The organism is Burkholderia sp. BCC1638 (assembly GCF_902833195.1).
Classification (GTDB): domain Bacteria; phylum Pseudomonadota; class Gammaproteobacteria; order Burkholderiales; family Burkholderiaceae; genus Burkholderia; species Burkholderia diffusa.
The window spans coordinates 351563-372685 of sequence record NZ_CADFEC010000002.1 but is presented as its reverse complement, the minus strand read 5'-3'; the positions used below and the strand labels follow the sequence as shown (position 1 = coordinate 372685).

Below are 21123 nucleotides of genomic sequence, written 5' to 3'. Positions count from 1 at the left end.
CCGACGTGCGACGCGCCGGGGGAGCCCCCGGCAGCCGGAGCATTACGAGCCGGTCTTGCGCGCCGTCGTCTTGCGGGCGGCGGTCTTGCGTGCCGGTGCCGGCTTCTCGTCGGCGCCTTCCGTGACGGTTTCGGCGTCCTTCGTCGCCGATTTTGCCGTCTTCTTCGCGGCGGCGGCCTTCGGCTCCTTCTTCTCGAACTCGAAACCGATCTTGCCGTCCGGCTGCTTCACGAGGAAGGCCTTGAAGTTGCGGCCCGTACGCGACGACTTGAAGTTCGGCAGCAGATCCGTGCGGCCGTCGGCCAGCAGCTTCGCCATTTGCTCGCGCGTGATTTCCTGCTGCAAGATCACCTTGCCCGAACGGAAGTCGCAGGTTTTCGGATTCGCGACCGAGTGCTCGCACACATAGCTCATCCCGTGCTCGAACACGCGGCCCTTGCACTTCGGGCATGCGCCGACCGGTTCCTGCGCGGAGAAGTCGGGCGCCTCGCCTTCCTCACCGCCCTGGTCCTGGCCGAAGTCGAACTCGAGCTTGTAGTTCTTCGTCTCGTCGTCGAACGAGAGCTTCAGGATCGCCGAGAACGGACGGCCCATCTTGCTGCGGAAGCCGGACAGCGGACCGATCGTCTTCTGCTGCAGCAGCTCCTCGACTTCCGCGATCTCGAACTGCCGGCTACCCGGAATCTTCGAGATCGAGAACTCGCACTTCGTGCACGCGAAGCGGCGGTAGTTTTCCTTCACCTGGCCGCCGCAGTTCGGGCATGGCGTCTCGAGCGTCGCGTAATCGCCGGGAATCGTGTCGGAATCGTATTCCTTCGCGCGCTTGACGATCTGCTGCGTCATGCGGGCGATTTCCTGCATGAATGCGTCGCGCCCGAGGTTGCCGCGCTCCATCTGCGACAGCTTGTATTCCCATTCGCCGGTGAGCTCGGGCGCGGTCAGCTCCTTCACGCCGAGCCCGCGCAGCAGCGTCATCAGCTGGAATGCCTTCGCGGTCGGGATCAGTTCGCGGCCTTCGCGCACGAGATATTTCTCGCCGAGCAGGCCTTCGATGATCGCCGCGCGCGTCGCCGGCGTGCCGAGGCCCTTCGCGGCCATCGCCTCGCGCAGCTCGTCGTCCTCGACGAGCTTGCCCGCGCCTTCCATCGCCGACAGCAGCGTCGCTTCCGAGTAGCGTGCGGGCGGCTTCGTCACGAGCGCGACCGCGGCGATCTCGTCCGTCTTCACCTTCTCGTCCTTCTGCACCGGCACGAGATTCGCGTCCGCGCCTTCGGCGTCGCGGCCGTACACCTGCAGCCAGCCCGGCTCGACGAGCACCTTGCCTTCGGTCTTGAAGTGATGGCCGGCGACTTCGGTGATCCGCGTCGTGACGCGGAATTCGGCCGCCGGGAAGAACACCGCGAGGAAGCGCTTCACGACCATGTCGTACAGCTTCTGCTCCGGCTCGGACAGCGACTTCGGCGCCTGCAGCGTCGGGATGATTGCAAAGTGGTCGCTGATCTTCGAGTTGTCGAAGATCCGCTTGTTCGGCTTCACCCAGCCCTTGTCGAGCACCTGCTTCGCGTGCGGCAGGTAGTTGTGGCTCTCCTTGAGCATCTCGAGCGTGGACTGCACCGTCGCGAGGTAGTCTTCCGGCAGCGCGCGCGCGTCGGTACGCGGGTAGGTCAGCACCTTGTGCTTTTCATACAGCGCCTGCGCGAGACCGAGCGTGTTCTTCGCGGAGAAGCCGAAGCGGCTGTTCGCTTCGCGCTGCAGGCTCGTCAGGTCGAACAGCAGCGGCGACAGCTGGGTCGACGGCTTCGATTCCTCGGACACGGTGCCGACCTGGTCGCGGCACGCGGCGACGATCGTTTCGGCGGCCGGCAGGCTCCATAGGCGGGAGTCGCGCTTTTCAGGATCGAATTCGTCGCGCTTGAATTTCGGGTCGAACCACTTGCCTTCGTAGAAGCCTCCCGCGCACGCGAACTCGGCCTTCACTTCCCAGTAGTCGCGCGGGATGAAACGGCGGATTTTCTCTTCACGTTCGACGACGATCGACAACGTTGGCGTCTGAACGCGGCCGACGGTCGTCAGGAAGAAGCCGCCGCCCTTGCTGTTGAACGCGGTCATCGCCCGCGTGCCGTTGATCCCGACGAGCCAGTCGGCTTCCGAGCGGCAGCGTGCGGCGTCGGCGAGCGGCTGCATGTCCGTGTCGCTGCGCAGGTGCGCAAAACCGTCGCGGATCGCCTGCGGCGTCATCGACTGCAGCCAGAGGCGCTGGACCGGCTGTTTCGCCTTCGCGTGCTGCACGATCAGGCGGAAAATCAGCTCGCCCTCGCGCCCCGCGTCACATGCGTTGATTAGGCGGTCGACGTCCTTGCGCTTCATGAGCTTGGTCAGGACTTTCAGGCGCGACTCGCTTTTTGCGATCGGGTTCAGGTCGAAATGCGGGGGGATGACGGGCAGATGAGCGAAGCTCCATTTCCCGCGCTTGACCTCGTACTCTTCCGGGGCGGCGATTTCCAGCAGGTGGCCGACCGCGGACGACAGGACGAATTCGTCGCTCTCGAAGTATTCGTCATGCTTGGTAAAGCCGCCCAAAGCGCGCGCGATGTCGTTCGCGACAGAAGGCTTTTCCGCAATGATCAGTGCTTTGGACATGACAGATGTGTGTTGGTAGACCGGGTTCGCCGGCGTGGGTCCCTTTTACGACGGCTTTATAGCACACGCCGCGGCGACGGCGGCGCGGCGTGCAAAAAGCGGCTCATCATAGTGGGGGGCCGCAACGGCGGCAAGCGCCCGGCGCGGCGGCACGCGCAACGGCGCGAAAAGCTGCCGGGCCGGTGCGTGGCTTACGCCTCGACATTCAGGATGTTGCGCAATTTCGGTGCGTGCGGCGCGCCGGGCACGGCGCTCAGGTCGGACAGCATCCGTTCGACGATCGCCGCGTGCGGCAGCACCGTACCGAAGAAGCGCGCGGTGTTCGCGTCCTCGATCAGGATCGTCGGAAAATTCTCGACGTCGAGATCGTCGAGCCGGTCGGCATGGGTTTCGACGTCGATCCACGCGAAGCAGGCGTCGGGATGGGCGTCGGCGAGCTGGTCGAAGGCCGTTCGGTAGTCACGGCAGGTGCCGCACCACTCGGCGCACAGGCAGGCGACCAGCAGCGTGTCGGGATCGGCGAGGCGCTCGGCGATCCGATCGGCATCGGTGTCGAGATTCAGCGCGGGCATGGAATTCCTCGGGGTTGCGTCGGCGGCACGGCCGCCTCTATGCGGGGGACTGTAGCACGCCGGACGCGGGCGGGGTGGGCGTTGCGTCAAGCCGCGCGAAGCGTCCGCCGGGCATGCTCGCCACGCGGCCGGCCAGTTCGAGCCCGAGTAGCGCGCGGTGCAGCGCGTCGTCGGACAGACCGGTGTGCTCGGCAAGCCACTCGTAAGTAACGGGGCCGTATCCCAGTGCGGCGAGCACGGACTGTTCGGCCGGGTTGTCGGTTGGCGTGCTGTCGATTTCGGCGGGCGTGGCGACCGGAATGGCGGAACCGGCTTTCTCGATGTGCTCGCCCGCGCACCGCGCGGCGGTGTCGGTCGTTCCACCGTTATCGGGGCGCGAACGTGAATTCTCCGCGCGGCCGGCGTGAACAGCCGGTTCGCCCAACCCGTATTCCTCGAGCACGTCGAGCGGGGTCGTGGTGAGCTTCGCGCCGTCGCGGATCAGTGCGTGGCAGCCCTGCGCGAGCGGCGCGTGGATCGAGCCCGGCATCGCGAACACGTCGCGGCCCAGCTCGTTCGCGAGCCGCGCGGTGATCAGCGAGCCAGAGCGCGGCGCGGCTTCGACGACGAGCGCGCCGAGCGCGAGCGCAGCGATCAGCCGGTTGCGCTGCGGGAAATGTGCCGCCCGCGCGGGTGTGCCGAGCGGCCATTCGGAAACGATCGCGCCGCGTGCGGCAATCTCGTGCGCAAGGGTGCGGTGCCGAGCCGGGTAGACGAGATCGGCGCCCGTCGCGATCACCGCGACCGTGCCGGCGCGGCCGTCGAGCCCGCCGCGATGTGCGGCGCCGTCGATGCCGAGCGCGAGACCGGAGACGATCACGAGGCCTGCATCGGACAGCGCATGCGAGAAGCGTGTGGCGTCTGCGAGCCCCTGCGGCGTCGCATGTCGGCTGCCGACCACGGCGAGCCCGCGTGCATGCAGCAAGTCGAGCCTGCCCATTACATATAGCAGCGGTGGCGGATCGTGCAGGTCGCGCAGCCGCGGCGGATAGACGGGATCGTTGAGCGTGACGATCGCGTTGCCCGGTGCGTCGAGCCATGCCAGTGCGGCGTCGGTGCGGGCGTCGAGGTCGTTCCGCTGGCTGGTGCGCACCGCCCGCGCGGCGGCAGCGCTGCTCGCCGCACCGATGGCCTGGTCGGATGCGCGCAGCAGCGCCGTCGGCGAGCCGAATGCATCGAGCAGTGCACGCAGCACGGCGAGCGGGAGTCCCGGTGCATGCGCGAGCTGCAGCCACGCACGCAACGCGGAGGTCGTCAGCGCTTGCGGCGACATGAAGTTCCCCTCGAATGCGACGGCCAGCGAACAGCGTGGCGCCATGATAAAATTTTCATCATCCGAAATACTCGATAGGGCCGCGCGCACGAGCGTCCGGCCGATTGCAGGAGGCAGACCCGCGGCATTGACATGCCGCGCGTCCGCCTCATCTTCATTGCATCCCGGCGGCGGCGCCAGCCGGCCGGATGGCCGATGCGGCGCGCCGCTCCACCGAATACCGAACACCATGGCTTTGCTGAACATTCTTCATTACCCCGACAAGCGGCTGCACAAGGTCGCCAAGCCCGTCGACAAGGTCGACGACCGGATCCGCAAGCTCGTCGCCGACATGGCCGAAACCATGTACGCCGCGCCGGGCATCGGCCTCGCGGCGACGCAGGTCGACGTGCACGAGCGCGTGATCGTGATCGACGTCTCCGAGGAGAAGAACGAACTGCGCGCGTTCATCAACCCCGAGATCATCTGGTCGAGCGACGTGAAACAGATCTACGAGGAGGGCTGCCTGTCGGTGCCCGGGATCTACGACGAAGTCGAGCGTCCCGACCACGTGCGTGTGCGTGCGCTCAACGAGCAGGGCGAAACCTTCGAGCTCGACTGCGAGGGCCTTCTCGCCGTGTGCGTGCAACACGAGATGGATCACCTGATGGGGCGCGTGTTCGTCGAATACCTGTCGCCGCTGAAGCAGACCCGTATCAAGACGAAGATGAAGAAACTCGAACGCGCGATGTGACGCGCGTTTGCCCAGCCCGATCCCGAACGCTGTCATGACCCATACGTTGCGCGTGATTTTTGCCGGCACGCCGGAATTCGCCGCGGCCGCACTCGCCGCGATCCACGAGGCCGGTTTCCCCGTGCCGCTCGTGCTCACCCAGCCCGACCGCCCCGCCGGGCGCGGGATGAAACTGCAGGCGAGCGCCGTGAAGCGCTATGCCGTCGAGCACGGGATACCCGTCGCGCAGCCGACGTCGCTGCGCCGCGCGGGCAAGTACCCGGAGGAAGCGGCCGACGCGATCGAGCTGCTGCGCGCGACACCGCACGACGTGATGGTGGTCGCCGCATACGGCCTGCTGCTGCCGCAGGAGGTGCTCGACATTCCGCGCGCCGGCTGCATCAACATCCACGCGTCGCTGCTGCCGCGCTGGCGCGGCGCCGCGCCGATTCATCGCGCGATCGAAGCCGGTGACGCTGAGACGGGCGTCACGCTGATGCAGATGGACGTCGGCCTCGACACCGGCGCGATGATCGAGGAAGCGCGCCTCACGATCGCGCCTGACGATACGACCGCGACGCTTCACGACCGGCTGGCCGCCGACGGTGCGCGCCTGATCGTCGACGCGCTCGTGCGGCTCGAGCGCGACGGCGCGCTGCCCGCCATTCCGCAGCCGGCCGACGGCGTGACCTACGCGGAAAAGATCGGCAAGCACGAAGCGGCGCTCGACTGGCGCAAGCCGGCCGACGTGCTCGCGCGCCAGGTGCGCGCGTTCGACCCGTTCCCGGGCGGCGTCGCGATGCTCGACGGCGCGGCAATCAAGCTGTGGGCGGCCGAGCCGGTGGCGGCGCGCGGCGCGATTGTCGACACGGCGCCTGGCACGATCGTCGAGGCTGCGCCGGAAGGTGTTGTCGTCGCCTGCGGCGGTGGCGGCGCGCTGCGCGTCACGCAACTGCAGAAGCCGGGCGGCAAGCGGCTGCCCGCGCGCGAATTCCTGGCCGGCTCGCCGCTCGCCGCGGGCCAGCGCTTCGCGTTGCCCGACGGGCTTTGAGCCTTATTCGACCCGACATGCCGGTCATGCGCAATCGGCCGAATGGCCGAGTCGCGCGGCGCGGCAGGCGCGCGTAGAATTTCCCTGCGCTTTCCGGTTTCGAGGTTCCCATGCTTGGTATCACCCATTTCGGCTTTTTCGTGCTCGCGGTTTTCCTGCTGAACGTCACGCCCGGCCCCGATACGGCGTACATCGTCGGCCGCAGCGTCGCGCAGGGCTGATGTCCGCGCTCGGCATCTCCGCCGGCTGCTGCGTGCACGCGCTTGCGTGCGCGTTCGGTCTGACCGCGCTGCTCGCGGCGTCGGCCGCCGCGTTCACGGTGATCAAGCTGGTCGGTGCCGCTTACCTGATTTACCTCGGCGTGCGCATGATCCTCGCGAAGCAGGCCGCCGCGCCGGCAGGCGCCGAGGCGGCGCGGGCCACGGCGGCGCGGCCGCTGCGCCAACTGTTCATGCAGGGTTTCTGGACCAACGTGTTAAACCCGAAGGTCGTGCTGTTCTTCGTGTCGTTCTTCCCGCAGTTCGTGTCGGCCGACAGCCCGCACAAGGCGCTGGCGTTCCTGGCGCTCGGTTCGGTGTTCGTCGTGATGAGCACGGTCTGGACCTGCATCGTCGCGTGGGTCGCGGGGAGCGTCACGCAGCGCTTTTCCGGCAAGCCGGGAGTCAGGAAGTGGCTTGACCGCACGGTGGGCAGCGCCTTCGTCGGCCTCGGGCTGCGGCTCGCGGCGACGCAACGCTGAAATTGAATTTTTCCGGCAAGACCTTATCTAACAAATCACTTACAATTTTCCGCCGTGCATCGTGATGTGCGGCGGGTCCCCTGACGGATAAGGAGTGGGTATGTTCAATTGGGTCAAAACGGCGATGCTGATGGCCGCGATCACGGCCCTGTTCATCGTGATCGGCGGCATGATCGGCGGCTCGCGCGGCATGACGATCGCGCTGCTGTTCGCGCTCGGCATGAATTTCTTCTCGTACTGGTTCTCCGACAAGATGGTGCTGCGCATGTACAACGCGCAGGAAGTCGACGAGAACACGGCGCCGCAGTTCTACCGGATGGTGCGCGAACTCGCCACGCGCGCGAACCTGCCGATGCCGCGCGTCTACCTGATCAATGAGGACGCGCCGAACGCGTTCGCCACGGGCCGCAACCCCGAGCACGCGGCGGTCGCCGCGACGACGGGCATCCTGCGTGTGCTGTCCGAGCGCGAGATGCGCGGCGTGATGGCGCATGAGCTCGCGCACGTGAAGCATCGCGACATCCTGATTTCGACGATCACCGCGACGATGGCGGGCGCGATTTCGGCGCTGGCCAACTTCGCGATGTTCTTCGGCGGTCGCGACGAAAACGGCCGTCCGGCCAACCCGATCGCGGGCATTGCGGTCGCGTTGCTCGCACCGATCGCCGGTGCGCTGATCCAGATGGCGATCTCGCGCGCGCGCGAGTTCGAGGCCGACCGCGGCGGCGCGCAGATCTCCGGCGATCCGCAGTCGCTCGCCACCGCGCTCGACAAGATCCATCGCTATGCGGCCGGCATCCCGTTCCAGGCGGCCGAAGCGCATCCGGCCACCGCGCAGATGATGATCATGAACCCGCTTCACGGCGGTGGTCTGCAGAATCTGTTCTCCACGCACCCGGCGACCGAGGAGCGCATCGCGCGTCTGATGGAGATGGCGCGTACCGGCCGCTTCGACTAAGTCGCGTCGCGCTCGACACGTCACCCCGCATGCCCTGCGCTGCGGGGTGTTTCATTTGTGCGCCCCGTAAAGGGGACGCATGACCTCACGCTACAATGCGCGGTTTGGAATCGCGGCGGCCACGCGGCCGCAGGTTCCCGCCGCTCGCGGCGCCCGTTTGCCGATTTTGCTCCGATGACACGAACCCGCTCCTCCGCTCAGTCTTCCTCCGGCCGCGCCGCGCGCCTGTCCGCGCTGCATCTCGCGCCCGATTCGCTGGGCTTCGCACTCGACGCGGCCGCGCAGGCCGTCGATGCGGTGCGGCGCGGCACCGCGCTGCCGGCGGCACTGGCCGCGGTGTTCGCGCAGATGCCGGCCGGCGCGCAGGCGCTGGCGCGCGGCGCGACGCAGGACGTCGCGTACCGGACGATGCGTCGTCTCGGCAGCGCGGACTGGCTGATCGGCCGGCTCGTCAGCAAGGCGCCTCCCGCGCACGTGCATGCGGTGCTCGCCGGTGCGCTCGCGCTGATGCTCGATCCGGAGGAGGCGGCCGCGTACCCGGCATTCACGATCGTCGACCAGGCCGTGACCGTGATCGGCGCACGGCGCGAATTTGCGTTCGCGAAGGGGCTGGTCAACGCTGTGCTGCGGCGTTTCCAGCGTGAGCGCGACGCGCTCGTCGCGGCGATGCAGGATGATCCCGTCGCACGCTGGAATTACCGCACCTGGTGGGTCGATGCGGTGAAGCGTGCGTGGCCGGACGCCTGGCAGGCGATTCTTGCGGCCGGCGAGCGCCAGGGGCCGCTGACGCTGCGCGTGAACGCGCGCCGCGCGACCGTCGACGCATATCTCGACACGCTGCGCGCGAGTGGAATCGACGCGACCGCGATCGGTCGCCACGCGGTGCGGCTCGCGTCGGCGCTGCCGGTCGACCGCATTCCGGGCTTCGCCGACGGCGTCGTATCGGTGCAGGATGCCGGTGCGCAGCTCGCGGCCGAATGGCTCGGTGCGCGCGACGGCATGCGCGTGCTCGATGCGTGCGCGGCACCGGGCGGCAAGACCGGGCATATCCTCGAACTGGCCGACGCCGAAGTCGTTGCGCTCGAAAGCGACGCGACCCGCGCGGCGCGCATCGGCGAGAACCTCGCGCGCCTGTCGCTCGCGGCGGACGTGCGCGTCGGCGATGCGGGCGCGCCGGATGCGTGGTACGACGGCCGTCCGTTCGACCGCATCCTCGCCGACGTGCCGTGCTCGGCGTCCGGCATCGTGCGTCGTCATCCCGATATTCGCTGGCTGCGTCGCGAAGCCGACATCGCCGCGCTCGTCGCGGAGCAGCGCCGCATCCTGACGGCGTTGTGGCCGCTCGTGAAGCCGGGCGGCGAACTGCTCTACGTGACCTGTTCGATCTTCCCCGAGGAAGGTGAGTTGCAGGCTCGCTGGTTTGAAGCGGCCTGTGAAGATGCGGTACGATTGGACGCGCCCGGCCAACTGCTGCCGGGCGGCGTGCACGGCGGGGCGGCCGGCGCACTCGACCAGAACACCGATCACGACGGATTTTTCTACGCGCGGTTTCAGAAACGGTGACGATCAAACACCTTTTTCCACTTCGGCTCGCGGCCGTCCTGCTGGTCGCGTTGACGCTGTGCCTGACTGTCGTTCGGCAGGCGCGCGCCGAGTCGATCGCCGTGCAGCGCGCATCGCTGCAGGCTGACGGAAGCGGCTGGAGCCTCGATGCCCGCTTCGATTTCGAGCTGAATCCGAACCTCGAGGATGCGGTCAACAAGGGCATCCCGCTTTACTTCACGACCGACTTCGAACTGGGCCGCGCGCGCTGGTACTGGTTCGACGAGCAGCCGGTGTCGGTGTCGCAGACGATCCGCCTGTCGTTCCAGCCGCTCACGCGCGAGTACCGCGTGTCGACGGGCGGGCTGCAACTCGGCTTCCCGTCGCTGAAGGACGCGCTCGCGGTCGTCCGGCACATCACGTCGTGGCACGTGATCGACCGCAACCAGGTGCGCGCCGGCGAAACCTACACCGCCTCGGTGCGGATGCAGCTCGATACGGCGCTGATGCCGAAGCCGTTCCAGGTCGACGCGGTGAACAACCGCGACTGGACGCTCGGGTCGGACTGGAAGCGCTTCACTTTCACGGTGACCGAACGTGCTAAATAAAGTGCGCCGCGCGGCCAGCGGGAAGAGCCTCCTCGTTCGCGTGATCGTCTCGACCGTCGCGCTCACGGCGCTGCTGCTGCTCGTGCTGCTCGCGGCCGCGAGCGCGAACACCGAATTCTTCGACCGCTACTACTCGTGGCTGTACGCGATGAACATCATCGTCGCGCTCGTGTTCCTGCTGGTGGTGCTCGGGCTGATCGGGATGATCGTCGTGCGCCTGAGGAAGGGCAAGTTCGGCACGCGGCTGCTCGCTAAGCTCGCGGTGTTCTTCGCGCTCGTCGGCGTGGTGCCGGGCGGGATCATCTACATCGTGTCGTATCAGTTCGTGTCGCGCAGTATCGAGTCGTGGTTCGACGTGAACGTCGAGACCGCGCTGACGGCCGGCCTGAACCTCGGCCGCGGGATGCTCGACGCGTCGCTGTCCGACCTGCAGACGAAGGCGCGGCTCATGTCGGACCAGCTCGCGAGCGTCGATGCGAACACGAACGGCACGACACTCACGCTCTTGCGCCTGCGCGACCAGTTCGGCGTGCAGGATGCGACGATCGTCGAGCCGAGCCGCGGCGGCTCCGGCGCGGCGCCCGAGCTGCACATCGTCGCGCAGGCATCGGGCAATTTCGCCGCGCTGATTCCGGACGACCTGCCGACGCCGTTGATGCTGAGTCAGGCGCGTGAACACGGCGCGTACGCGGCGATCGAGGGCGAGGTCGACGGCGACCCGCGCGCGCACGGCGCGAAGGGCGCGCTGCGGCTGCGCGTCGTGCGGCCGATTCCCGATGCGACGACGTCGCTGCTGCAACCAGCGGAGCGATTCCTGCAGCTCACGCAGCCGGTGCCGCCCACGCTTGCGCACAACGCCGACGCGGTGCAGCGCGCGTATCGCGAATATCAGGAAAAATCGCTCGGCCGCACCGGGCTGCGCAAGATGTACATCGGCACGCTGACGCTTGCGCTGTTCCTCGCGACCTTCATCGCGATGATGCTCGCGCTCGCGCTCGGCCAGCAGCTCGCGCGGCCGCTGTTCCTGCTCGCGCAGGGTACGAAGGAGGTGACGGAAGGCGACTACACGCCGAAGCGCGAGATCAAGTCGCGCGACGAGCTCGGCTTCCTCACGCAGTCGTTCAACGCGATGACGCGCCAGTTGTCGGAGGCTCGGCAGGCGGTCGAGAAGAACCGCATCGCGCTCGAGCATTCGAAGACGTATCTCGAGAGCATCCTCGCGAACCTGACGGCCGGCGTGTTCGTGCTCGATCGCCAGTTCCGGCTGACGACGGCCAACCGCGGCGCCGAGCGGATCTTCCGACAGCCGTTCAGCTCGATGATCGGCACGGCGCTCGACCGAATCGGCGTCGTCGCGGAATTCGGTGCGATGGTGCGCAAGGCGTTCGCCGATCGCGAAGCGGCTTCGGACGGCGGCAGCGGCGATCGCGGTCACTGGCAGCAGCAGTTCGCGATCGAGGTGCCGGGCGAAGCCGATCCGCTGACCTTGCTCGTGCGAGGCACGCGCCTCGTGTCGACGGTCGAGGGCGAGGCCGACGATCCGCAGACGTCCGGCTACGTCGTCGTGTTCGACGACATCTCCGACGTGATTTCCGCGCAGCGTTCGGTCGCATGGGGCGAGGTCGCGCGACGGCTCGCGCACGAGATCAAGAACCCGCTGACGCCGATCCAGCTGTCGGCCGAGCGGCTGCAGATGAAGCTGTCCGACAAGCTCGCACCGCCCGATGCGGACGTGCTCAAGCGCGGCGCGACGATGATCGTCAACCAGGTGGCCGCGATGAAGCGGATGGTCGACGATTTCCGCGAATATGCGCGCACGCCGCCGGCGGTGCTCGCGAACCTGCAGCTGAACGAACTGGCGAGCGAGGTGCTCGGGCTGTATGGTGTCGGCGAAGGCAAGAGCGCGATCGTCGCCGAACTCGCGCCGTCGCTGCCGGTGATTCGCGGCGACGCGACGCAACTGCGCCAGGTGATTCACAACCTGCTGCAGAACGCGCAGGATTCGGTCGCGGAAGTCGCGCATCCGCGTGTGTTGATCGAAACCAAGACAGTAGAATATGGCGATCCCGACGCCGAGGGCAAAACGCGCGTCGCGGTACGTCTTACCGTGTCCGACAACGGGCCCGGTTTTCCGGCACGCATCCTGACCCGTGCGTTCGAGCCGTACGTGACGACGAAGGCGAAGGGCACGGGGCTCGGGCTGGCCACGGTCAAGAAAATCGTCGACGAGCACGGTGCGCGGATCGATCTGCGCAATCGCATGCACGGCGAGACCGTCGAGGGTGCGCAGGTGTCGATCCTGTTCCTGCAGATGGCGAGCGATACGCCAGGCGCCGAATCCGGCGCGCAGGGCGGGACGGCTCCCGCCAAGACAAAAGCAAGTGTGCAGACAAAGGCAGCGTAAATGGCAACCATCCTGGTGGTAGATGATGAAATGGGCATCCGGGAATTGCTCTCGGAGATCCTCAGCGATGAAGGACATGTCGTCGAGGCGGCGGAGAACGCGCAGGCCGCGCGGGAATACCGCCTGAATCAGGCGCCCGATCTCGTGCTGCTCGATATCTGGATGCCCGATACCGACGGCGTCACGCTGCTCAAGGAATGGGCGGCGCAGGGCCTGTTGACGATGCCCGTGATCATGATGTCCGGGCACGCGACGATCGACACGGCCGTCGAGGCGACGAAGATCGGCGCACTCGATTTCCTCGAGAAGCCGATCGCGCTGCAGAAGCTGCTGAAGTCCGTCGAGCACGGTCTCGCGCGCGGCGTGGCACCGGTGTCCGTCAACGCAGCGGCGAAAGCCGGCATCGGGCAAGCATCGGGGCCGGCGGCCGTCGCATCCGCGGCCGCGCTGCCGACGCTCGGCGACGACATGGTCACGGCGCTCGGCCTCGCGGGCCAGACGGCCGCGATTCCGTTCGACATCCCGTTGCGCGAAGCGCGCGACGCATTCGAGCGCGCGTACTTCGAATATCACCTCGCGCGCGAGAACGGCAGCATGACGCGCGTCGCGGAAAAGACGGGCCTCGAGCGCACGCACCTCTATCGCAAGCTCAAGCAGCTCGGCGTCGAGCTCGGCAAGAAGCCGTCCGAAGGCGCCGCATAAAATATTTCGCGAAAACACTTGCGCAAGTGATGAGGGCTGGATATACTTTCTCTTCTTCGTTGGCCCGGTAGCTCAGTTGGTAGAGCAGCGGATTGAAAATCCGCGTGTCGATGGTTCGATTCCGTCCCAGGCCACCAGCAGTTCTAACCCCAAGAATCGGAAGGTTCTTGGGGTTTTTCGTTTGTGGTGGGGTTTGCGCGGCATCGGCGGCGCGCCCGGCAGCATTCGTCGGGGCGTGATAAAATCCGTGCCCGCTCAATGACTTAGCGCATCGCTTCACGCGCACGGCAGGCAGCCCGCAGGCGCCGCCGTGACGCGCGGCAACGATGCCGCGCGATGGGCGGTATAAGCGCGCCGCCGCGTTCGCGGCCGACCGCGCTGCCTATACTGGTCGAGCCGGCGCAGGCCGGCACGCGTCGGGCCGTCCGGCGGCAGCCGGCCCCGGGGCGCAGCGCGACGCGAGCCTACACATTCACGGAGTATCACGGTGATTCGGACAGACGCTAAAGACGGCGCGCTCGTGTTGTTTTCCGGCGGGCAGGACTCGGCCACGTGCGTGGCCTGGGCCCTGGAACGCTACCAGACGGTCGAGACGCTCGGCTTCGATTACGGCCAGCGCCATCGCGTCGAACTCGAGTGTCGCGAAGGTGTACGCGATGCGCTGAAGCACCGGTTTCCCGCATGGGCGGGCCGCCTCGGCGACGATCACATGATCGATCTGTCGGTGCTCGGCGCGATCAGCGATACGGCGATGACGCGCACGATCGAGATCGAGACCGCGGCGAACGGATTGCCGAACACGTTCGTGCCGGGCCGCAACCTGCTGTTCATGACGATCGCGGCCGCGATCGCCTATCGCCGCGGTCTGCGTGTGCTGGTCGGCGGGATGTGCGAGACCGATTTCTCGGGCTACCCGGACTGCCGCGACGACACGATGAAGGCGCTGCAGGTCGCGCTGAACCTCGGGATGGATACGCGCGTCGTGCTCGAGACCCCGCTGATGTGGCTGGACAAGGCGCAGACGTGGCAACTCGCCGAGCAACTCGGCGGCGAGGCGCTCGTCGAACTGATTCGCGTCGAGACGCACACGTGCTACGTGGGCGAGCGCGCGGAGCTGCACGACTGGGGTTTCGGCTGCGGCGAATGCCCGGCCTGCAAGCTGCGCAAGCGCGGCTACGAGGCCTACCTGAAGGGCGAGCGGGTGACCGAAGCACCGCTGTGACGCGGGTGCGGCGGCAGCGCCGGATGAATAACGGATTCTGATCGACAACGAGCGGCGCGAGCCGGACGAAGCACAATGACTTACGCGGTCAAGGAAATTTTCTACACGTTGCAGGGCGAGGGCGCGAACGCGGGCCGTCCGGCCGTGTTCTGCCGGTTCGCCGGCTGCAATCTGTGGTCGGGCCGCGAAGAGGATCGTGCGGACGCCGTGTGCCGTTTCTGCGATACGGACTTCGTCGGCACCGACGGCGAGAACGGCGGCAAGTTCAAGGACGCCGAAGCACTCGTCGCGACGATCGCCGGCCTGTGGCCGGACGGCGAAGCGCATCGCTTCGTCGTCTGCACGGGCGGCGAGCCGATGCTGCAGCTCGACCAGCCGCTCGTCGACGCGCTGCATGCGGCGGGCTTCGAGATCGCGATCGAGACCAACGGCTCGCTGCCCGTGCTCGAAACGATCGACTGGATCTGCGTGAGCCCGAAGGCTGACGCGCCGCTCGTCGTCACGAAGGGCAACGAACTGAAGGTCGTGATCCCGCAGGACAACCAGCGGCTTGCCGACTACGCGAAGCTCGATTTCGAGTATTTTCTCGTGCAGCCGATGGACGGCCCGTCGCGCGATCTCAATACGAAGCTCGCGATCGACTGGTGCAAGCGGCATCCGCAGTGGCGGCTGTCGATGCAGACCCACAAATATCTGAACATTCCCTGAGCCACGGCTTTTGACATCGTGCTGATTACCCGAAAACTCGAATTCGACGCGGGCCACCGCATTCCCGATCACCGCAGCCAGTGCCGGAACCTGCACGGCCACCGCTACGTGCTCGAAGTCACGTTGCGCGGCGATCTCGTCGATACCGAGGGGGCGCCCGACCGCGGCATGGTGATGGATTTCGCCGACGTGAAGGCGCTCGCGGTCGAGCATCTCGTCAACAAGTGGGATCACGCGTTCCTGGTCTACGCGCGCGACGAAGTCGTGCGCTCGTTCCTCGAGCAGATGGCCGACCACAAGACCGTCGTGCTCGACCGGATCCCGACCGTCGAGAACCTCGCGGCGATCGCATTCGACATCCTCGCGAACGTGTACGACGCGCACTACGGCGTGAACCTGCGCCTGGAACGCGTGCGCTTGTACGAAACGCCGAACTGCTGGGCCGACGTCGAGCGCCAGCCCGGCCGCTGATCCTGCCTTTTCGGCAGCCTCGCCAACCGGCGCGGGCTGCCTGCCACCGCGCCGTGCGGCCTCGTCCGGCGCCGCTCCCCGCCTGTTCCCACATTCCGCGTAACGCCGCGCTATGATCGCTGCGTGGCACCGGAAAAACGCATCCGTGCGCCAGCGCGCGGCCCGCGCTGTCGGATCGGCCGCCCACGGCCGACTGACGTTCCAGGGTCCCGTGTTGCACCCGCTTCGCTTGTTGCTTGTCCCGTTCGATTGCCGTTCCGTCCCGGAGGCCGTATCGATGAGCACGCTCACCAATTCCCTCAAACAACGTCTGCACGACGGCGACGAGCCGCTGTACGGCCTGTGGCTGTCGCTCGGCTGCGAAACGGCCGCGGAAGCGCTCGCGCACGCCGGCTACGACTGGCTCTGCATCGACATGGAGCACGCGCCGAACGATAGCCGCGACGTCGCGTCGCAACTGCGCGCGCTGGCCGCCGCGCACCTGCCGAGCGAGCCCGTCGTGCGCGTGCCGGGGCGCGAGCCGTGGCTCGTGAAGCGCGCGCTCGACGCCGGCGCGCGCACGCTGATGTTCCCGTGCATCGAGACGCCCGACGAGGCCGCGCACGCAGTGCGGCTCACGCGCTTCCCGTCGCCGGATTCCCCCGACGGGCTGCGCGGCGTGGCCGGCATGGTGCGCGCGGCGGCGTTCGGCATGCGCCGCGATTACCTGCAGACGGCGAACGCGCAGGTCGCGGTGATCGTGCAGATCGAATCGGCGCGCGGTATCGATGAAGTCGAGCGGATCGCCGCGACACCGGGCGTCGACTGCCTGTTCGTCGGCCCGGCCGATCTGGCGGCGAGCCTCGGGCATCTCGGCGACAGCCGCCACCCGGACGTCGAAACCGCGATGGCGCGCGTGCTCGCGGCCGGCAAGCAGGCTGGCGTCGCGGTCGGCATCTTCGCGAACGATACCGCGACCGCGCGCCAGTATCGCGAGGCCGGCTACCGGATGATCACGCTGTCGGCCGACGTGAGCTGGCTGCTGCGCGCGACGCGCCAGGCGCTGCAGGAGGTGCGGTCATGAACGGCGGCGACGGCGCGAGGCCCGGCAGCGCGCGGCGTACGGCCGGCGTATGCGCGCGGATCGGCACGATGTTCGGGCTGTGGGCCGTGTGCGTCGCGGCGGTCGCGCAGAATGCGCCGCACGCGAAGCCGGACCCGGCGCGCGAGACGCAATCCGCGGTGGCCGACTACAACGCCGGCGACTATCGTGCGGCGCTGGTGCAGTTCCACGACGCGGCCGAACGCGGCGACCGGCTCGCGCAGTTCAACTACGCGATGATGCTGCTCACCGGCGTCGGCGTGACCGCGAACGTCGACGAAGGGCTGCGCTGGCTGAAGCGGGCGGCCGACGCGAACATGTCGCATGCGCAGTACGTGTACGGGCGGATGTTCGACGACGGCGAGTTCGTCGCGCGCAATCCGGCCGAAGCGCACCGCTGGTTCCTGCGTGCGGCGAAGCAGGGGCACGTGCAGGCCGAGCTGTCGCTCGCGAACCAGTTTCTCGACGGGCGCGGCACGCCGCGCGACAACCGGCAGGCGTTCGCTTGGTACAAGCAGGCAGCCGACGCGGGCGAGCCGACCGCGCAGTACGTGACCGCATCGTTCTACGAGCGCGGCGGCGATGGCGTCACGCAGAACCTGAACATCGCGCGCGCGTATTACGCGGCCGCGGCCGCGCAGGGCGACGAGACGGCCGGGCTGAAATTCAAGGAGCTGAGCGCGCGCCTGAAGACGCAGGAGCCGGCATCGGGCGCCGGCGCGGACCACGGGAGCCCGCGCGCGACGCCGCAGTGAGCGGGCGGCACGCACCGCATTCGACCTGCCCAAGGAAAAACGGCGCACGAAGCGCCGTTTTTTTTGTCGCAGACTGCTCTGCCGGCGACCGCGTGCCGTGCTGCGGCGTCAGCTCTTCATCAGCCGCCGCTGTCGCCCGACGCTCATGATCATCCCGATCGCGATGCCGAGCGTCGTGAGCGCGGTGCCTCCGTAGCTCATGAACGGCAAAGGCACGCCGACGACGGGCAGCACGCCGCTCACCATCCCGATGTTGACGAACGCATAGACGAAGAACGCGAGCGTGAGCGAGCCCGCGAGCAGCCGGCCGAACAGCGTCGCGCCCTGCGCGGCGATGTAGAGCCCGCGCGCGATCAGCGCCATGTAGAGCGTCAGCAGCACGAGGCCGCCTGCGAGCCCCCATTCCTCCGAGAACACCGCGAAGATGAAGTCGGTGTGTTTCTCCGGAATGAACTCGAGGTGGGCCTGCGTGCCCTTCAGATAGCCCTTGCCGAGCACGCCGCCCGAGCCGATCGCGATCACGGCCTGGATCGTGTGGAAGCCCTTGCCGAGCGGGTCGGAAGTCGGATCGAGCAGCGTGCACACGCGGTGCTTCTGGTAGTCGTGCATCAGCGGCCACTGCACTTCGGGCTGGCAGATGCGCTCTTCGAACACGGCGATCGAGCCGACCGCGATCACGCCCGCGACGAGCACCGGCACGATCAGCTTGAACGACAGGCCGGCGAGGTAGATCACGAAGAAGCCGGCTGCGAACACGAGCAGGCCCGTGCCGAGGTCGGGCTGCTTGGCGATCAACCCGACCGGCACCATCAGGATCCCGAACGCGGCGACGAAGTCGTACCAGCGCAGGCCACCTTCGCGGCGCTGGTAATACCACGCGAGCATCAGCGGTGTCGCGATCTTGAGGATTTCCGACGGCTGGATCACGACGCCGACGTTCAGCCAGCGCTTCGCGCCCTTCTTGGTCATCCCGAACAGCGCGACCGCGATCAGCAGCGCGACCCCGAACGAATACAGCGGGACCGCGAAGCGCATCAGCGTCGTCGGCGGAATGTTGGCGATCACCCACATCAGCACGAACGTCAGCAGGATGTTGCGCAATTGGTCCTCGACGCGGCCCGGCATGTCGATCGACGCGCTGTACAGCGTGACGATGCCGACGCACAGCAGCAGGAACACGATGAGGGCGAGCGGGCGGTCGAAGCCCGCGAACATCTGCTTGATCTTGTCGAGCCAGGCGCGCTTGTCGAATTGCATGCCTTTCTCCGTTAATGAGCGGTGCCGGCGTTCGCCGCTTTCGCGGCGGCCAGGGCACGGGAGTTGTCGTCGCGCGGCGCGGTGGCGAGCGGCTGCGCGTCGCTGGCGGGCCGGCGCGGCCGGTGCGGGCGCCGGATCGGCGGCAGGCTCGCGGGCATCGGCGCCGCGGCGCTCGCGACGGCCGGCTGCGCCGCGCTTGCCCCGGCCGCACCCGATGCATCGGGCGCCGACGCGGCCGATGCCGCGTCCGCCGCGCTGGCTGCGGTCGGCACGACGGGCTGCGCAAGCGCCTTGAAGCCGGCCGCGACGGACACGGTCTTCGAGGCATCGCCGATCACCGGTGCGTTGATCGGCTCGGTCGCCGACGCAGCGGCGGCGACGGCGGCCGCCTCGTTCTCCGGTTTCTGGCGATCGACGAGGTAGAAATCGAGCACGCGGCGTGCGATCGGGCCCGCGGCCTGCGCGCCCCAACCGCCGTTCTCGACGACCAGCGCGATGGCGATCTGCGGATGGTCGACCGGCGCGTACGCGATGAACAGCGCGTGGTCGCGCAAGTGCTCGGCGAGCAGGTGGCCCTTGTAGTTCGAGCCCTGCAGCGAGAACACCTGCGCGGTGCCGGTCTTGCCGGCCGCGAGGTACGGCGCGCCGCGGAACACCTTGTACGCGGTGCCGGACGGGTTTTCGATCACGTTCTCCATCCCGCGCTTCACGACGTCGATGTCGGCCTGCTTGAGCGGAATCGTTTCGCTTTCCTTCGGCACGGTCAGATGGCGCCCGCGCGTGATCGGATCCTCGACTTCCTTCACGAGGTGGGGCTTCATCACGACGCCGTTGTTCGCGAGCGTCGCGGTGGCGTGCGCGAGCTGCAGGATCGTGAACGAGTTGTAGCCCTGGCCGATCCCGAGGCTGATCGTCTCGCCGTCGAACCACTTCTGCTGCGCGGCCTTCTTGAACGCCTTCTTCTTCCAGTCGGTCGACGGCAGGATCCCGCGCGCCTCGCCCTGGATGTCGATGCCGGTGATCTGGCCGAAACCGAACGGCTTCATGAAGTTCGCGATCGCATTCACGCCGAGGTCGCGCGCGAGCATGTAGAAGTAGGTGTCGTTCGACACCATGATCGCCTTGTTCATGTCGACCCAGCCCTGGCCCGAGCGCACGTCGTTGCGGAACGTGTGGCCGCCGAACGTGAAGTAGCCGGGATCCTGGAAGCCCCAGCCCGGCGAGCGCTTGCCGAGCGTCAGGCCGGCCAGCGCCATGAACGGCTTGTACGTCGAGCCGGGCGGGTAGGTGCCGTGCAGCGGGCGGTTCAGGAGCGGCTTGTCGGTGGAGTTGTTCAGCTCGTCCCAGGTCTGCTGGTCGATGCCGTCGACGAACGAGTTCGGGTCGAAGCTCGGCGACGACACGAACGCGAGCACGTCGCCCGACTTCGGCTCGATCGCGACGAGCGCGCCGCGCTTGCCGGCAAACGCCTGCTCGGCGACCTGCTGCAGCCCGATGTCGAGCGACAGCACGAGGTTGTTGCCGGGCGTCGCCTGCGTGCGCGACAGCGTGCGCACGGGCCGGCCGCCGGCCGTCACCTCGACTTCCTCGAAGCCGGTGAGCCCATGCAGCTCGGTTTCGTAGCTCTGCTCGACGCCGATCTTGCCGATGTAGTCGGTGCCCTTGTAGTTGTTCGCGTCGCGACGCGGATCGTAGTGTTCCTGGTCGCTGTCGTTGTCGTCGCTGATCGCGTCGATGCGATCCTGGTCGCGCTTCGAGATGCGGCCGATGTAGCCGATCACGTGCGCGGCCGTCGTGCCGAGCGGGTATTGGCGGAACAGGCGCGCGCGCACGTCGACGCCGGGGAAGCGGAAGCGCTGCGCGGTGAAGCGCGCGACTTCCGCGTCGGTGAGGCGCGTGCGGATCGGCAGGCTCTCGAAGTTCTTCGAATCTTCCTGCAGCTTCTTGAAGCGGCGGCGGTCGCGCGCGTCGATCGGGATGATCGCGGATAGCTTGTCGATCGTGTTGTCGAGCGTGTCGTCGAGCTTCGACGGCGTGATCTCGAGCGTGTACGCCGAATAGTTCTTCGCGAGGACCACGCCGTTGCGATCGGTGATGATCCCGCGGTTCGGCACGATCGGCGCGACCGAAATGCGGTTTTCCTCGGCCTGCAGCGCGTATTTGCCGTGCTGCATCAACTGCAGGTAGAAGAAGCGGCTCGCGAGCAGCCCGAAGCAGACGAACACGAACACGCCCGCCGCCGCGACGCGCAGGCGGAACTTCGAGAGCTGCTGTTGGGTGTCGTTGAATTCGGTCATGCGGTTACGATCGGTCTGGCCCGTGCGCGGCGAGCGCGCGCGGGCGAGGCGCCGCCCCGGAGCGCGGCGCGCGGGCGTGGGGGCGGCGGGTA

At 67.6% G+C, this 21123-nt stretch carries 17 protein-coding genes, 1 tRNA gene and 1 pseudogene; 14 read left to right on the top strand and 5 right to left on the bottom strand.

Annotated features, from left to right (window positions below; all coding sequences use genetic code 11):
* Positions 1–42: 42 nt before the first annotated feature.
* From HWX22_RS03570 to dprA, 3 genes are all read right to left on the bottom strand, one after another.
* Entirely contained in the window at positions 43–2640 is a 2598-nt protein-coding gene (locus HWX22_RS03570) for a DNA topoisomerase III (RefSeq protein ID WP_175911166.1), read from the bottom strand.
* Positions 2641–2831: 191 nt separating this feature from the next.
* On the bottom strand, positions 2832–3212 hold the full coding sequence (locus tag HWX22_RS03565) for a thioredoxin family protein (RefSeq protein ID WP_059534911.1): 381 nt from the start codon (positions 3210–3212) through the stop codon (positions 2832–2834).
* A gap of 37 nt (positions 3213–3249) precedes the next feature.
* Positions 3250–4569: a DNA-processing protein DprA gene (gene dprA / locus HWX22_RS03560; RefSeq protein ID WP_175915042.1), complete on the bottom strand. Its 1320-nt coding sequence runs from the start codon at positions 4567–4569 to the stop codon at positions 3250–3252.
* Positions 4570–4753: 184 nt separating this feature from the next.
* Here dprA and def point away from each other — a divergent pair, with 184 nt between their 5' ends.
* The 14 genes and pseudogenes from def to HWX22_RS03490 all read left to right on the top strand — a co-directional run bounded on the left by def (position 4754) and on the right by HWX22_RS03490 (position 17477).
* On the top strand, positions 4754–5257 hold the full coding sequence (gene def, locus HWX22_RS03555) for a peptide deformylase (RefSeq protein ID WP_059607517.1): 504 nt from the start codon (positions 4754–4756) through the stop codon (positions 5255–5257).
* A 34-nt stretch (positions 5258–5291) separates the two neighbouring features.
* Complete coding sequence (gene fmt, locus HWX22_RS03550; RefSeq protein WP_175915041.1) at positions 5292–6287, top strand: methionyl-tRNA formyltransferase; 996 nt, start codon at positions 5292–5294, stop codon at positions 6285–6287.
* Between the two features lie 110 nt (positions 6288–6397).
* Positions 6398–7026, top strand: a pseudogene (locus HWX22_RS03545) (LysE family translocator).
* A 100-nt stretch (positions 7027–7126) separates the two neighbouring features.
* Positions 7127–7984 (top strand): zinc metalloprotease HtpX, encoded by an 858-nt coding sequence (gene htpX, locus HWX22_RS03540; protein WP_006485774.1) that lies wholly within the window; start codon positions 7127–7129, stop codon positions 7982–7984.
* A 174-nt stretch (positions 7985–8158) separates the two neighbouring features.
* Entirely contained in the window at positions 8159–9547 is a 1389-nt protein-coding gene (rsmB, locus tag HWX22_RS03535; protein WP_059819961.1) for a 16S rRNA (cytosine(967)-C(5))-methyltransferase RsmB, read from the top strand.
* On the top strand, positions 9544–10134 hold the full coding sequence (locus HWX22_RS03530; RefSeq protein WP_059535132.1) for a DUF4390 domain-containing protein: 591 nt from the start codon (positions 9544–9546) through the stop codon (positions 10132–10134). The genes rsmB and HWX22_RS03530 overlap by 4 nt, the downstream gene beginning before the upstream one ends.
* Positions 10124–12538: a sensor histidine kinase EsaS gene (gene esaS / locus HWX22_RS03525; protein ID WP_059534923.1), complete on the top strand. Its 2415-nt coding sequence runs from the start codon at positions 10124–10126 to the stop codon at positions 12536–12538. The genes HWX22_RS03530 and esaS overlap by 11 nt, the downstream gene beginning before the upstream one ends.
* Positions 12539–13240: a response regulator transcription factor EsaR gene (gene esaR, locus HWX22_RS03520; RefSeq protein ID WP_175915040.1), complete on the top strand. Its 702-nt coding sequence runs from the start codon at positions 12539–12541 to the stop codon at positions 13238–13240. It begins immediately after the preceding gene.
* A gap of 61 nt (positions 13241–13301) precedes the next feature.
* Positions 13302–13377, top strand: a tRNA-Phe gene (locus tag HWX22_RS03515).
* Positions 13378–13727: 350 nt separating this feature from the next.
* Complete coding sequence (gene queC / locus HWX22_RS03510; protein WP_059534927.1) at positions 13728–14462, top strand: 7-cyano-7-deazaguanine synthase QueC; 735 nt, start codon at positions 13728–13730, stop codon at positions 14460–14462.
* A gap of 75 nt (positions 14463–14537) precedes the next feature.
* Positions 14538–15170 carry a 7-carboxy-7-deazaguanine synthase gene (gene queE, locus HWX22_RS03505; protein ID WP_059468636.1) on the top strand — a complete coding sequence of 211 codons (633 nt, stop codon included), beginning with the start codon at positions 14538–14540 and terminating at the stop codon, positions 15168–15170.
* Between the two features lie 18 nt (positions 15171–15188).
* Positions 15189–15641 carry a 6-carboxytetrahydropterin synthase QueD gene (gene queD / locus HWX22_RS03500; protein ID WP_044847357.1) on the top strand — a complete coding sequence of 151 codons (453 nt, stop codon included), beginning with the start codon at positions 15189–15191 and terminating at the stop codon, positions 15639–15641.
* A gap of 277 nt (positions 15642–15918) precedes the next feature.
* Complete coding sequence (locus tag HWX22_RS03495) at positions 15919–16704, top strand: aldolase/citrate lyase family protein (RefSeq protein ID WP_059534929.1); 786 nt, start codon at positions 15919–15921, stop codon at positions 16702–16704.
* Positions 16701–17477 carry a tetratricopeptide repeat protein gene (locus HWX22_RS03490; RefSeq protein WP_059819958.1) on the top strand — a complete coding sequence of 259 codons (777 nt, stop codon included), beginning with the start codon at positions 16701–16703 and terminating at the stop codon, positions 17475–17477. Before HWX22_RS03495 ends, HWX22_RS03490 begins: the two co-directional genes overlap by 4 nt.
* A gap of 108 nt (positions 17478–17585) precedes the next feature.
* Here the strand turns inward: HWX22_RS03490 and rodA are convergent, their stop codons facing one another.
* On the bottom strand, positions 17586–18734 hold the full coding sequence (gene rodA, locus HWX22_RS03485; protein ID WP_059819957.1) for a rod shape-determining protein RodA: 1149 nt from the start codon (positions 18732–18734) through the stop codon (positions 17586–17588).
* An 11-nt stretch (positions 18735–18745) separates the two neighbouring features.
* The gene (mrdA, locus tag HWX22_RS03480) at positions 18746–21031 is read right to left on the bottom strand and encodes a penicillin-binding protein 2 (RefSeq protein ID WP_059819956.1); all 2286 of its coding nucleotides are present in this window, start codon (positions 21029–21031) and stop codon (positions 18746–18748) included.
* Between the last annotated feature and the right edge of the window lie 92 nt (positions 21032–21123).